This is a genomic window from Pseudomonas sp. HP_14, assembly GCF_055283875.1.
In genome coordinates this window covers 140,657-154,380 of sequence record NZ_JBTOQI010000033.1, presented here as the reverse complement: position 1 = coordinate 154,380, position 13,724 = coordinate 140,657, and the positions used below count along the sequence as shown (strand labels likewise).

The following is a 13,724-nucleotide window of genomic DNA, read 5'->3' as shown; positions in this document are numbered from 1 at the left end:
CCTATGCTTGCCCTCGGTAAACTGCTTGACCTGACTTTGGCTGGACGTGAGCCGGCAGAAAAGACTCAAGTGACAGTCGCCGGAGTGCGACTGCGATGGCTGAGCGAAGGCGCGCTGGAAGTGCGTCCTGCCCAGGATCGGGATAATGGCACGGACTTGCTGTTATCCGCCGGTATCCACGGCAATGAGACCGCACCTATCGAGCTGCTGGATGAATTGATTCGCAGCATTGCCCGCAGCGAATTGCAGCCGCGGGCACGTATTCTTTTCCTGTTCGGCAACCCCGAAGCCATGCGTCGCGGCGAGCGTTACGTCGAGCAGGACGTCAACCGGCTATTCAACGGCCAACACGAACACAGCGGCGGTACCGAGGCGTTGCGTGCTTGCGAACTGGAACGGCTGGCAGCGACGTTCTTCAGCATTCCTGACCGCTACCGCTTGCACTACGACCTGCACACCGCGATACGTGGCTCGAAAATCGAGCAGTTTGCGTTGTATCCCTGGAAAGAGGGCCGTCAGCATTCGCGTCGGGAACTGGCACGTCTGCAAGCGGCAGGAATGACTGCGGTGCTGTTACAGAACAAACCCTCCATCGTGTTCAGCGCGTATACCTACGACAAGCTGGGGGCTGAGTCCTTTACCCTGGAGCTGGGTAAAGCGCGGCCATTCGGGCACAACCAGGAGGTTGACCTCACTCGTCTGCGCTTGCGGCTGGAGCAAATGATCGAAGGCACCGAGCCTGCGGTGCAAGAGAGTCTGGAGAGTTTGCAGCTGTTCAGCGTTGCCCGGGAAATCATCAAGCACAGCGATGGCTTCAGGCTGCACCTGCCCCTGGACGTGGAGAATTTTTCACCGCTGGATAAAGGCTATGTTCTGGCTGACGACCTGACCCATTCGCGCTGGGTTGTTGAAGAAGAGGGCGCGAGGATCATTTTCCCGAATCCCAAGGTCAAGAATGGCTTGCGAGCGGGGATATTGATTGTGCCTGCTACAGAGGATGGGCTGGTTTGATTCTGACCTGGACTCAGTAACTGCGGCGCTTCATCTACTGGATTGAAATGCATTTTCTGTAGGAGCTGCCGAAGGCTGCGAAGCATTTATCCTGACACACCGCGATCGCAGCCTTCGGCAGCTCCTACAGGTCTAGCGTTTGGCGCGAGACTGCGCGGCAGCTCTCACAGGTTCATCGCCAACCAGTGAGAGCGATACCAGTCAATCAGCCGACCTTCTTCTGCCCTTCAACGCGACGAATCGCACGTACTTTGGCGACGGTGTCAGCGCAGGTTTTCGCGGCTTCCTGGCCTTTGTGCAGGAAGTGTTCGAAGAAGAACTTCAGGTGTTCTTCGCCTGCGTGGAAATGGTGTGGGGTCAGGACGACCGAGAACACCGGCACTTCAGTTTCCAGCTGGACTTGCATCAACGCGCTGACCACCGACTGGGCGACGAACTCGTGGCGATAGATCCCGCCGTCGACCACCAGCGCTGCGCCGACGATGCCAGCGTAACGGCCGCCATTGGCCAGCAGTTTGGCGTGCAGAGGGATTTCAAACGCGCCGCCGACTTCGAAGAAGTCGATGTCAGCTTCGGTGTAACCGTGGTTGGCCATTTCAGCGATGAAACCGATTTTGCTTTGATCGACAATATCCTTGTGCCAGCAGGCCTGGATAAAAGCGATACGCTCGTTCGCGTGATTCTTGGTTTTGCTATCGATTGCGGTGGGTTGCATCTGTTCTGTCTCCTGTCTATAAAAAAACAGGGCGCTTTGGATCGAATGGGAAGGTCAGGCTAAGCCCGGCAGTGATACGAACGAAATCCGCTCGTGACGATGCGCGATGCGTTGCGGTGGTGCCAATCCCGTTCTCTCTTCATCCGGACTATGACCGTCGGCCCTGGGATCACACCAGGTCTGCTGACCTCGCTTTCGCGAGCGCTCGCGGGCTAAACGCATTGCGCGTCATTACCGCCGGTGGGGAATCGCACCCCGCCCTGAGAACGTTGCCACCGAAACATTTCGGCGGCGGGCATTTTTTAACACAGTTTCTCTGAATGTGCTTGGACGTATTCCTACAGTTGCCCTGACTTTTTCTTATAAGTAAGCCTTGGAATTGCACATCAACGCCTTGATTATTCTCATTCCACACCTCACAACTGAGGTTTGTCCTTATCAGGGAGCTTTATCGTGACGGCTATCGACTTGCGCAGTGACACAGTGACTCAGCCAACGCCCGGCATGCGTGCCGCCATGGCCTTGGCGCCGCTCGGCGACGATGTCTACGGCGAGGACCCGACGGTCAATCGTCTTGAGGCCTGGATGGCTGAGCAGCTTGGGTTTGCGGCTGCGCTGTTTGTCCCGACCGGCACGATGAGCAACCTGTTGGGCTTGATGGCTCACTGTGAGCGCGGCGACGAATACATCGTCGGCCAGCAGGCCCATACCTATAAATATGAAGGTGGCGGTGCCGCGGTGCTTGGCTCCATTCAGCCGCAGCCGCTGGAAAACCAGGCAGATGGCTCGCTGGATCTGGATCAGGTGCTGGCGACCATCAAACCGGACGATTTCCATTTTGCCCGCACCCGTCTGCTGGCGCTGGAAAACACCATGCAAGGTAAAGTGCTGCCGTTGAACTATCTGGCGGCCGCCCGCAAATTTACTCGCAAGCATGGTCTGGCGCTGCATCTGGACGGGGCGCGTTTGTACAACGCCGCAGTCAAGCTGGGTGTAGAGGCGCGGGAAATTACTCAACACTTCGATTCCGTGTCGGTGTGCCTGTCCAAAGGGCTGGGCGCGCCAGTGGGGTCGGTTTTGTGCGGTTCTCAGGTGTTCATCGACAAGGCTCGTCGCTTGCGCAAAATGGTCGGTGGCGGTATGCGTCAGGCTGGCATGCTGGCGGCGGCGGGGCTCTATGCCCTGGAACATCATGTTGAACGCCTGGCTGATGACCACGCCAATGCGGCGTTTCTCGGCGCTGCCCTGGCAGAGCTGGGCTACCCGGTTGAGCCGGTGCACTCCAATATGGTCTACGTGCAGGTCGGTGAACGTGCTCAGTCACTGAAGACGTTCTGTGCCAAGCGAGGGATCACGCTCAGCGCTGCCCCCCGTTTACGCATGATTACTCACCTGGATGTTTCCCGCGAACAACTCGAGACGGTAATCACAGCATTTGCTGACTTTTCCCGCACTTGAGGTGCCGATAGTCCAGTAGCTTTGTTCTATCGTACAAACACACTGTACCGTTGACGCAACGCCTATATAATGCGGCCCTTTGCCGTCGCTACGTCACATGACGTTTTGCACTTGCCTCTGGCCGCAGTCTCCGTGGAAGAACCTATGAAAAGCGCAGAAATCCGTGAAGCCTTCCTTGGCTTCTTCGAAGAGCAAGGCCACACCCGTGTAGCCTCAAGCTCCTTGATTCCGGGCAACGACCCGACCCTGCTGTTCACCAACGCAGGTATGAACCAGTTCAAGGACTGCTTCCTGGGCCAGGAAAAGCGAGCCTATACCCGTGCAGTGACCAGCCAGAAGTGTGTGCGTGCCGGTGGTAAGCACAACGATCTGGAAAACGTCGGTTACACCGCGCGGCACCACACATTCTTCGAAATGCTGGGCAACTTCAGCTTCGGTGATTACTTCAAGCGTGATGCGATCACTTACGCCTGGACCTTCCTGACTTCGGAAAAATGGCTGAACCTGCCCAAGGACAAACTCTGGGTAACGGTCTACGCCAGCGACGACGAGGCCTACGATATCTGGACCAAGGACATCGGCGTACCGGCCGAGCGTATGGTTCGTATCGGTGACAACAAAGGCGCGCCATACGCGTCCGACAACTTCTGGACCATGGGCGACACAGGGCCGTGTGGTCCTTGCACCGAGATTTTCTTCGATCACGGTCCTGAAATCTGGGGTGGCCCACCGGGCTCGCCGGAAGAAGACGGCGACCGTTACATCGAAATCTGGAACAACGTTTTCATGCAGTTCAACCGCACCGCTGACGGCGTGCTGCACCCGCTGCCTGCGCCCTCAGTAGACACCGGTATGGGCCTTGAGCGTGTCAGTGCTGTTCTGCAGCATGTGAACTCCAACTACGAAATCGACCTGTTCCAGAGCTTGCTGGCTGCGGCTGCAAAAGCCATTGGTTGCAGCAATGACAATCAGGCATCGCTGAAAGTTGTGGCCGACCACATTCGTTCTTGCGGCTTCCTGATAGCTGATGGCGTGCTGCCGTCCAATGAAGGCCGCGGTTATGTGCTGCGTCGCATCATTCGTCGCGCCTGCCGTCACGGCAACAAGCTGGGCGCCAAAGGCAGCTTCTTCTACCAGATCGTCGCTGCGCTGGTTGCCGAGATGGGTACTGCTTTCCCTGAGCTGGTTCAGCAACAGGCGCACATCGAGCGCGTACTCAAGGCCGAAGAAGAGCAGTTCGCCAAGACGCTGGAGCAGGGCCTGAAAATCCTCGAGCAGGATCTGGCTGATCTCAAAGGCAACGTGGTGCCAGGCGATGTGGTCTTCAAACTCTATGACACCTACGGGTTCCCGATGGACCTGACCGGTGACATCGCTCGTGAGCGTAACCTGACCCTTGATGAGGAAGGTTTCGAGCGCGAGATGGACGCCCAGCGTGTTCGTGCCCGCTCTGCCAGTTCGTTCGGTATGGACTACAACAGCCTTGTCAAAGTCGACGTGGCAACAGAGTTCACCGGCTACACCGCAACTCGTGGCGAAGCCAAAATCGTCGCGCTCTACAAAGAAGGCCAGAAAGTTGAGCAACTGAACGAAGGCGAAGAGGGCGTCGTAGTCCTTGATAAGACCCCGTTCTACGCCGAGTCCGGTGGCCAGATTGGCGATGGCGGCTCCCTCCTCGCTGGCGCGACGCGTTTCGACGTTCGTGACACCACCAAAACCGGTGGTGCATTCCTGCATCACGGCGTTGTGGCTGCCGGCACATTGACGGTTGGCGCGTCGGTCGATACCGAAGTGGACGCCGAGGTACGCAACGCGACGGCGTTGAACCACTCCGCGACTCACTTGTTGCACGCAGCCTTGCGTCAGGTGTTGGGCGAGCACGTCCAGCAGAAAGGTTCTTTGGTCGACAGTCAGCGACTGCGCTTTGACTTCAGCCATTTTGAATCCATCAAGCCTGAGCAACTGAAAGCGCTGGAAGACATCGTCAACGCCGAAATCCGCAAGAACACCGCAGTCGAGACGGTCGAAACCGATATCGAAACTGCAAAGGCGCGTGGTGCCATGGCACTGTTTGGCGAGAAGTACGGCGACAGCGTGCGCGTGCTGAGCATGGGCGGTGATTTCTCCGTCGAGCTGTGCGGTGGCATCCATGCCAATCGCACTGGCGACATCGCCGTATTCAAGATTGTCAGCGAAGGCGGCGTGGCCGCTGGCGTTCGACGCATCGAGGCAGTCACCGGCGCAGCGGCGCTGGGTTATCTCAATGCAGCGGAAGATCAGCTCAAGGAAGCCGCGACACTGGTCAAAGGCAACCGCGAGAACCTGTTGGACAAGCTGACGGCTGTGCTTGAGCGCAACCGTCTGCTGGAAAAACAACTGGAACAATTGCAGGCCAAGGCGGCCAGCGCAGCGGGCGACGATCTGTCTTCCTCGGCACTGGATGTCAAAGGCGTGAAAGTGCTGGCCGTGCGCCTGGACGGTCAGGATGGCAAAGCGCTGCTGGCGCTTGTCGATCAGTTGAAGAACAAACTCGGTCGCGCAGTGATCCTGCTCGGCAGTGTGCATGAAGACAAGGTCGTACTGGTTGCGGGCGTAACCAAGGACCTGACTGGCCAACTCAAAGCCGGTGATTTGATGAAACAGGCTGCTGCGGCCGTAGGTGGTAAAGGCGGCGGTCGTCCTGACATGGCGCAAGGTGGCGGTGTGGATGCAGGTGCGCTGGATGCAGCGCTGGCGTTGACCGTGCCTTTCGTCGAGCAGGGTATTTAAGTCGACCTTCCGGAGCTGCCGCGTACCGATGCGGCAGTCCGGCGCTTGGATTTAACGTTTAATGGGCGCCCTTAATCGGGCAGAGGCGGCTTTGAGATGGCTTTGATCGTACAGAAATTTGGAGGCACTTCGGTGGGCTCTGTAGAGCGTATCGAGCAGGTTGCCGACAAGGTTAAGAAATTCCGTGAGCAGGGCGACGACCTGGTGGTTGTGCTTTCTGCCATGAGTGGTGAAACCAATCGTCTGATCGACCTTGCCAGGCAGATCAGCGATCAGCCGGTTCCTCGCGAGCTGGACGTGATCGTCTCCACGGGTGAACAGGTGACGATTGCCCTGTTGGCCATGGCGCTGATGAAGCGTGGCGTGCCAGCAGTGTCATACACCGGTAATCAGGTTCGTATTCTGACGGACAGCGCGCATAACAAGGCGCGTATTCTGCAGATCGATGATCAGAAAATTCGTGCAGACCTGAAGGCTGGCCGTGTGGTTGTGGTCGCCGGTTTCCAGGGTGTGGACGAGAACGGCAATATCACGACCCTGGGTCGTGGCGGTTCGGACACCACCGGCGTGGCGTTGGCCGCTGCGCTGAAGGCCGATGAGTGCCAGATCTATACGGATGTTGACGGTGTTTACACCACCGACCCGCGCGTGGTTTCCCAGGCGCAGCGCCTGGACAAGATTACCTTCGAAGAGATGCTGGAAATGGCCAGCCTCGGTTCCAAGGTATTGCAGATCCGTGCGGTGGAATTTGCCGGCAAGTACAACGTCCCGCTGCGCGTATTGCACAGCTTCAAGGAGGGTCCAGGGACCCTCATTACCATTGATGAAGAGGAATCCATGGAACAGCCGATCATTTCCGGCATCGCTTTCAACCGCGATGAAGCCAAGCTGACCATCCGTGGCGTGCCAGACACCCCGGGTGTGGCGTTCAAAATTCTCGGCCCAATCAGTGCCGCGAACATCGAAGTCGACATGATCGTGCAGAACGTTGCGCACGATAACACTACCGACTTCACCTTCACCGTACACCGCAATGACTACCAGGCTGCCTTGCAGGTGCTGGAAACGACTGCGCGTGAAATCAGTGCTCGTGAGGTGATTGGCGATACCAAGATCGCCAAGGTATCGATCGTCGGTGTTGGCATGCGTTCTCACGCAGGTGTAGCCAGCCGCATGTTCGAATCGCTGGCCAAGGAAAGCATCAATATCCAGATGATCTCGACGTCGGAAATCAAGGTTTCCGTGGTAATCGAGGAGAAGTACCTGGAGCTGGCAGTGCGTGCACTGCATACGGCCTTTGAGCTGGATGCCCCTCGACAGGGTGAGTGATGTATCGGCCGGGGGCGCAGTCTGACTGCGCCCCTTGCGTTTTTACCGGGCGCAAACTGTTCTTTTGCTTTCGCCGGTCGATACTCTGGTTACAACCGCGATGAACTCGCGGGCGTCGCCTTCGGTTTGCAGACTGTTGTCCCTGAATGTATTGCTTGAGGAGAAAGGTATGCTGATTCTGACTCGTCGGTGCGCAGAGAGCCTGATCATTGGTGATGGAGAAATCACCGTGACCGTGCTTGGCGTCAAAGGTAATCAGGTGCGTATCGGTGTCAACGCACCCAAGGAAGTCGCTGTCCATCGTGAAGAGATTTACCTGCGCATCAAGAAAGAGAAGGACGAAGAACCAAGCCATTAATTTTTATTGAATTTTTGGTTTGCAAACGGGGAAAAGGGTGGTTATTATACGCCCCGTGTTGCGGAGAGCTGGCCGAGTGGCCGAAGGCGCTCCCCTGCTAAGGGAGTACACCTCACAAGGGTGTCGGGGGTTCGAATCCCCCGTTCTCCGCCATTATTTGCGTAGTACGTTTTATCTGGCTTTAATCGGTAAGTTGTTGAATTTACTAGAAAAAAGTTCTTGACCAAAAGATTAGACGGCCTATAATGCGCGGCAACAATGCACTCGTAGCTCAGCTGGATAGAGTACTCGGCTACGAACCGAGCGGTCACAGGTTCGAATCCTGTCGAGTGCACCATTTAAGAGTTGTTTGCAGTAATGCAAGTGACTTTGTTGTAACCAGCGGTGATCTGGTTTATCAAGCGCTAATGCACTCGTAGCTCAGCTGGATAGAGTACTCGGCTACGAACCGAGCGGTCACAGGTTCGAATCCTGTCGAGTGCACCAAACACCAAAAAGCCCGTATCGTTTGATACGGGCTTTTTGCTTTCTAGCGTTTGCCCTTCACGCAATTATGTTCGTCAAAGGTCACCTGGCTGCTACGGCCTTTCTTCTCGTGATAGACATATCGCGTCTCGCCATTTCTGCTCACCACTTTGTCAGGTCTGCCCAGTAAGCTTTCAACATCCTTGCGCGTCATGCCGGGTGGCGTCTGCTGATTGATGATCGCTCTTCGGCGCTGCTCGGCATTCAGGCGGTTGCCGCACCCGTCGTCGCGCTGGCCCACGACCACCAGTTCTTTCTCTCGTGCAGCCTGTGCTGGCTTGCGATTGGTGTTTTCGGGTTGTCCGGCGCCCGGAAGCAGGGGGGGCACAGTGCCGGGCGGGGCGTTGTATGCCTTTTGCCATTGCACGTTGTGATCACCTGGGCAGCCCAGGGACGTGAAGGTAATGTTGCCATCCGCGTCTTCGCAGCGCTGGACACTGGATGCCTGGATAAGCGCGGATGAGCAGAGCAGGGCGAACCCCAAAAGAACGGCGGACTTGTATCGCATTCTGGTGTCTTCCTTGACGGGGGTTGAACAAGCCTAGCCGAGTCATTTCACTGGATGACGTGTTTTCTTGGCGGGATGTGTCGTCCCAGCTCTATTGCCGCATCAATGATTAACTTTGTGTTGCAACCGCTTGTTCTAGCCAGAATTTTGTAGCGTGCAATGTGGCCAAGCGGTGTATGATTGCGCCCGTCAGCCCCGCCGGGGCTTATGGAATACCTCCATGGACTTACCCAGTAGTTACTCAACAGTTTCTTTAAGCAATCATGCATTAACTGATTGATCTCCCGGCGTGCTCCGCTGCTGGGAGTGGAGTTCGCCTATGTCCGAAATCGAAGTAAAAAAAACGCAGGATAGTTTGCAGGATCGTCTGGCTCAGGTTATCGAGCTCCTGCAGCGCCAGCGTGTTGTTGAAGATCTGACCCACCGTCAGGAAGGTCAGAATCAAGACCGCGTAGAAAATCTGGTTCACCGGCAGAACCTTGTCGAGTTGCAACGCAAGCTCGACGACCTTCACTCCGCCGACGTCGCCTACATCCTTGAAGCATTGCCACTCGAAGATCGTCTGACGGTCTGGCAGTTGGTCAAGGCTGAGCGCGACGGTGACATCCTTCTGGAAGTATCCGACTCCGTTCGGGAAACGCTGATCGCCGACATGGACGATCACGAGCTGCTGGCTGCTGCCAAGGAAATGGACGCCGACGAACTGGCCGACCTTGCACCCGAGCTGCCGCGCGATGTCGTCCATGAACTGATGGAGGCTCTGGATACCCAGCAGCGCGAGCGTGTCCGTTCTGCCCTGTCGTATGAAGAAGAGCAAGTCGGCGCCCTGATGGACTTCGAGATGGTCACCATCCGCGAAGACGTCAGCCTGGAAGTCGTACTGCGTTACCTGCGCCGTCTGAAAGAGCTGCCGGGGCATACCGACAAGTTGTTCGTGGTTGACTACGATGGCGTGTTGAAGGGCGTGCTGCCCATCAAGCGCTTGCTGGTTAATGATCCTGATAAACAGGTTTCGGAAATCATGGCCAATGATCCGGTGAGTTTTCACCCGGATGGCGATGCCTATGAAGCTGCGCAGGCGTTCGAGCGTTATGACCTTATTTCCTCGCCGGTGGTGGACAAGAACGGCAAGCTGATCGGCCGTCTGACCATCGACGAAATGGTTGACCTCATTCGTGAGGAGAGCGAAACCGAAGTCCTCAACATGGCGGGTTTGCGCGAAGAGGAAGATATTTTTGCCTCCGTCTGGCGTTCGCTTCGCAACCGTTGGGCGTGGCTGGCAATCAATCTGATCACCGCCTTTCTGGCGTCGCGTGTCATTGGTCTGTTTGAAGGCTCTATCGAGAAGCTCGTGGCGCTGGCTGCGCTGATGCCGATCGTTGCCGGTATTGGCGGTAACTCGGGCAATCAGACGATTACGATGATTGTGCGCGCCATGGCACTCGATCAGGTCAATACCGGTAACACCAAGCGACTGCTGCGCAAGGAGTTGGGTGTGGGGCTTGTGAACGGCCTGGTGTGGGGTGGGGTAATTGGTGTGGTGGCCTATTTGCTCTACGGCAGTTGGTCGTTAGGCGTGGTCATGACCGCTGCAATGACACTCAACCTGCTGCTTGCTGCGTTGATGGGGGTGACCATACCGATGGCGCTTTCCAAATTCGGGCGCGATCCGGCGATGGGTGCAAGCGTCATGATTACTGCGGTGACCGACAGTGGTGGCTTCTTCATCTTCCTCGGGCTCGCGACAATCTTCCTGCTTTAGTTGCTTTTGCTGCATAAAAAAACCGCCCCTTGAGGCGGTTTTTTTATGATTCGCGGAAATGTCTTACAGCAAAGCACTACAAATAAAAAAGCAAATAAAAAGCCGCGAATAAAAAAAGCCAGCAATTATGCTGGCTTGAAAACTTCGATCTAGTGATCAGTCTTCGTTGTCAGCAGCCAGCTCGGTGTCGTGTGCAATCAGTGACACCAATGCGTTCTGTTGACGGTGCGACAGCTGACGAAAACGCTGCAGCAATTCGCGCTCATGCAGTGACAGCTCAGGGCTATCAAGGCGCAGGCTAGGTTCGTCGCCCAGAGCACCTTCCTGAATCAAGCTTTGTTCGAGGCGAGCAATGATTTCTGAGTTCATGCTGCGATGGTGGTTTTTAGCTACCTCTTGCACACGATTACGCATGCCATCTGGTAGACGTACAACGAACTTGTCAGCCGTGCGGCTGGAATAAGTAGCCTGTTTCATAGGGCTCATATATTTAACCGGTTAGTTCAGGGGAGCGGTTCTTGCAAGTCGCCGCATGGATGTCAATCTGTGACAGCCGTTTTAACGAAATGTTCAACCGTATTCTCAAAGAGGCCAGCATCATGCCCCAATCTGCCGGATCCTTGGCGTCAATTCTGTGACAAATATTGACCCAGATAAAGGCGATTAGCCAGCACCGATTATCAGAATTGCGAACAAATTTGCAAAGTCCTTATCTGCCCGCTCATCTGTAAGATTCGAATTCGTGCCGATACTGCACAGGTGCAAACTGCCATGATGGCTATTTGTCAGCTTAGAAGGTTATCCGCGAAATACGAATGCTGGCCGACGGACGTCACGGGAGGCACGTCATGGCTGTTCTGGGCGTATCGCAGAATTGCGGATCGAACGATCCGCTAGGAGGGTGCGCAGGTCAGCGCAGGACAGGATCAAACTTGAAGCGGCGTCCGAGAATCAGTGCTACCACGAACAAGACGCTGAAGATCCCGGCTGCGATTTTTGCTGCGCTGCTCAGACCTTCAGCGGTTACAGGCAGCTGGTAATCGACCACTACAGCCAGCAGGGCCAGGATGATGAACGATAAAGCTGACTTGGACATGGCGATTCTCTTTTTCGTGGTTTCTTTGGGGCTAGAGGCAGAGAGAGTGGGCTTTTAGAAGACCCAGCGAGGCTCGGCTCTCACGTTGACTGAGTTCGAGGCAGGTGCCTCGTTGTCGTTGGCGAGGGTGACCGCCTGGGGATGGTTGCTGCGGTCAGTCATGATCGCCAGTTGCGGAGCCTGACGTAGCAGGTGGTGTGGCTGAGCTTGTAGTGCTGTTTGCTCTGCTTTGCCGTCGTCTTGAAAATGAAAAGCCACCAGTGCAACCAGAGCTGCAGCATTCAACACTGAAAGGGCTATGTTCATTTTCAATTACCTCCGACGGAACTTTCTTTAAGAAGGGTCTCTAGCGCATGAAGTATTGCAGTCTGCATGCCAACTCGGATGTTATAAAAAACCCTTATAAATCAATTGCTTGTATTTGATTGGACGGTCTTTGAGCATGCGTTTTGCAATGGTGGCCATGTGGTGTATTGCAAAATGCATGGTCGTGCAGATTCCCTGCAAAATAAACGGATATGGACCACAGCCGTGTAAGCCAAAGACGACATGACAAAGTGCCCATGTGCCGTTAACATGCACGCCGTCCTCGCTGGCACCAATCGGTGTGCTGGCCCACTGTGTCTCAGTAGCTCAATTGGATAGAGCATCCCCCTCCTAAGGGGAAGGTTGGCAGTTCGAACCTGCCCTGGGACACCATTAATTCAACACCCATCCAGCTCAAGAAAGTTTCCTGTCGGGCATGCCGTGTCAGTGCGCTGGCTCCGGAAGCAATTACCAGCTTTGCGCGATGGCGTCCAAATCGCGTTTGGCTGTCAGGTGCGCCCTCGTTAAGTTTGACCGGCGTCGCTCCATGCTCGAAACACTACTGGAATCTGGCAGATTTGTTGCAACGCTCACATCCGCGTCGACTTCGAATGCTAAGCGCTTGCAGGCCAGTTGCCTTTGGGTGAGGTCTTTCCAAAAAATGGATTGGTTTGACGAACCAATCAGCGATTGCCTCTCGAGTTGCGAGAGGCAATCGCCGACGGGTTTATCCGACTGCAGCGTTGGTTTTTATCCGAGTTCAACCAACGTCGGATAATCCGTATAACCGCGCTCTTCACCCTGGTAGAAGGTTGTAGGGTCTGCCTCATTCAGTGCTGCACCTTGTTTGAATCGCTCCACCAGATCCGGGTTGGCGAGGAACGCTGTGCCGAACGACACCAGGTCAGCATTTCCTTCCCGGAGCGAGGTTTCTGCGCGGTCCGCGTCATAGCCCCCGTTGGCGATGTAGGTGCCTCCAAAACGACGCTTCAGTTCTCTGAAGTCGAATGACCCTGCACCGAGTTCAACGACGTGGAGATACGCCAGGCCATAGTGGCTGAGCATTTTCGCCGTGTAGTTGAAAATCGCCTGGGGATTGCTGTCGCTCATGGAGAAGTAATTGAAGATTGGCGACAGACGAACACCCACGCGGCTGGCCCCGAATACCTCAATGACCGACTCCACAACCTCTTTAAGAAACCGGGCGCGGTTTTCTACAGAGCCACCGTAAGAATCGGTTCGGGCATTGGTGCCATCGCGCAGGAACTGATCGATCAAGTAACCGTTTGCAGCGTGGATTTCCACACCGTCGAATCCCGCACGTTTCGCGTTTTCAGCACCTTGGCGGAAGTCAGCGATTACCGCAGATATTTCATCCTGAGTCATGGCCCGCGGTAGCTCGTAGGGCTTAAGTCCTTCAGGCGTGTAGATCTCGCCGTCGGCCTTGATCGCTGAGGGGGCTACAGGCAGTAGATTATTGAGCTGCACCAGAGAGTGGGACAGACGTCCGACGTGCCAGAGTTGGAGAAAAATTCGTCCGCCTTCTGCATGGAGTGCGTCGGTCACGTGTTTCCAGCCGACGATTTGTTGGGCCGTGAAGATGCCCGGTGTTCTCATATAGCCTTTGCCTTGAGCTGAAACCTGAGAACCTTCAGTAATGATGAGGCCGGCACCGGCACGTTGGCGGTAGTACTCGACCACCGTGGGCGTCGGAACATCGCCTTCCCCGGCACGGCTTCGCGTCAGCGGCGCCATGACCATGTGATTTTTAAGGGGGAGGCTGGCGATCTGTGCGGGGGATAAAAGAAGCTTGAGATTGTTAGTGGTCATGACGTGTCTCGGTAGGAGTCGGGAATGTTGGGTAGCGATTGTCGAAGCGATTTTTGC

General features: G+C 55.7%; 12 protein-coding genes, 4 tRNA genes and 1 riboswitch. Of the genes, 10 read left to right on the top strand and 6 right to left on the bottom strand.

Annotated elements, in window-relative coordinates:
• Positions 1 to 3 precede the first annotated feature (3 nt).
• Positions 4 to 1,011: a succinylglutamate desuccinylase gene (astE, locus tag ACYASS_RS18375; protein WP_463587152.1), complete on the top strand. Its 1,008-nt coding sequence runs from the start codon at positions 4 to 6 to the stop codon at positions 1,009 to 1,011.
• 205 nt (positions 1,012 to 1,216) lie between these two features.
• Here the strand turns inward: astE and ACYASS_RS18370 are convergent, their stop codons facing one another.
• Positions 1,217 to 1,726 (bottom strand): 6,7-dimethyl-8-ribityllumazine synthase, encoded by a 510-nt coding sequence (locus tag ACYASS_RS18370; RefSeq protein ID WP_463587151.1) that lies wholly within the window; start codon positions 1,724 to 1,726, stop codon positions 1,217 to 1,219.
• A 126-nt stretch (positions 1,727 to 1,852) separates the two neighbouring features.
• Positions 1,853 to 1,998, bottom strand: a riboswitch (FMN riboswitch).
• Between the two features lie 181 nt (positions 1,999 to 2,179).
• Between ACYASS_RS18370 and ltaE the strand changes: the two genes are divergently transcribed.
• From ltaE to ACYASS_RS18335, 7 genes are all read left to right on the top strand, one after another.
• Positions 2,180 to 3,184 (top strand): low-specificity L-threonine aldolase, encoded by a 1,005-nt coding sequence (gene ltaE, locus ACYASS_RS18365; protein ID WP_463587150.1) that lies wholly within the window; start codon positions 2,180 to 2,182, stop codon positions 3,182 to 3,184.
• 144 nt (positions 3,185 to 3,328) lie between these two features.
• Positions 3,329 to 5,953 (top strand): alanine--tRNA ligase, encoded by a 2,625-nt coding sequence (gene alaS / locus ACYASS_RS18360; RefSeq protein ID WP_463587149.1) that lies wholly within the window; start codon positions 3,329 to 3,331, stop codon positions 5,951 to 5,953.
• Between the two features lie 96 nt (positions 5,954 to 6,049).
• Positions 6,050 to 7,282, top strand: coding sequence for an aspartate kinase (locus ACYASS_RS18355; RefSeq protein ID WP_122665721.1), 1,233 nt, complete (start codon positions 6,050 to 6,052; stop codon positions 7,280 to 7,282).
• 169 nt (positions 7,283 to 7,451) lie between these two features.
• Complete coding sequence (gene csrA, locus ACYASS_RS18350) at positions 7,452 to 7,640, top strand: carbon storage regulator CsrA (RefSeq protein WP_002554426.1); 189 nt, start codon at positions 7,452 to 7,454, stop codon at positions 7,638 to 7,640.
• 62 nt (positions 7,641 to 7,702) lie between these two features.
• Positions 7,703 to 7,793 (top strand) — tRNA-Ser (locus ACYASS_RS18345).
• 107 nt (positions 7,794 to 7,900) lie between these two features.
• Positions 7,901 to 7,977 (top strand) — tRNA-Arg (locus ACYASS_RS18340).
• A gap of 72 nt (positions 7,978 to 8,049) precedes the next feature.
• A tRNA-Arg gene (locus ACYASS_RS18335) sits at positions 8,050 to 8,126 on the top strand.
• A 43-nt stretch (positions 8,127 to 8,169) separates the two neighbouring features.
• On the opposite strand, the gene bamE is transcribed toward ACYASS_RS18335, so the two are convergent.
• Positions 8,170 to 8,673 carry an outer membrane protein assembly factor BamE domain-containing protein gene (gene bamE / locus ACYASS_RS18330; protein WP_463587148.1) on the bottom strand — a complete coding sequence of 168 codons (504 nt, stop codon included), beginning with the start codon at positions 8,671 to 8,673 and terminating at the stop codon, positions 8,170 to 8,172.
• 319 nt (positions 8,674 to 8,992) lie between these two features.
• On the opposite strand from bamE, the gene mgtE reads away from it, so the two are divergent.
• Positions 8,993 to 10,435, top strand: coding sequence for a magnesium transporter (gene mgtE / locus ACYASS_RS18325; RefSeq protein WP_122665719.1), 1,443 nt, complete (start codon positions 8,993 to 8,995; stop codon positions 10,433 to 10,435).
• A 156-nt stretch (positions 10,436 to 10,591) separates the two neighbouring features.
• On the opposite strand, the gene ACYASS_RS18320 is transcribed toward mgtE, so the two are convergent.
• The 3 genes from ACYASS_RS18320 to ACYASS_RS18310 all read right to left on the bottom strand — a co-directional run bounded on the left by ACYASS_RS18320 (position 10,592) and on the right by ACYASS_RS18310 (position 11,837).
• Entirely contained in the window at positions 10,592 to 10,921 is a 330-nt protein-coding gene (locus ACYASS_RS18320) for an Arc family DNA-binding protein (RefSeq protein ID WP_027900088.1), read from the bottom strand.
• Between the two features lie 424 nt (positions 10,922 to 11,345).
• Positions 11,346 to 11,531 (bottom strand): PA3371 family protein, encoded by a 186-nt coding sequence (locus ACYASS_RS18315; RefSeq protein ID WP_463587147.1) that lies wholly within the window; start codon positions 11,529 to 11,531, stop codon positions 11,346 to 11,348.
• Between the two features lie 54 nt (positions 11,532 to 11,585).
• Positions 11,586 to 11,837 (bottom strand): hypothetical protein, encoded by a 252-nt coding sequence (locus ACYASS_RS18310; RefSeq protein WP_463587146.1) that lies wholly within the window; start codon positions 11,835 to 11,837, stop codon positions 11,586 to 11,588.
• A gap of 316 nt (positions 11,838 to 12,153) precedes the next feature.
• On the opposite strand from ACYASS_RS18310, the gene ACYASS_RS18305 reads away from it, so the two are divergent.
• Positions 12,154 to 12,230, top strand: a tRNA-Arg gene (locus ACYASS_RS18305).
• A 357-nt stretch (positions 12,231 to 12,587) separates the two neighbouring features.
• Here ACYASS_RS18305 and ACYASS_RS18300 read toward each other — a convergent pair.
• Complete coding sequence (locus tag ACYASS_RS18300; RefSeq protein ID WP_463587145.1) at positions 12,588 to 13,667, bottom strand: alkene reductase; 1,080 nt, start codon at positions 13,665 to 13,667, stop codon at positions 12,588 to 12,590.
• Positions 13,668 to 13,724 lie beyond the last annotated feature (57 nt).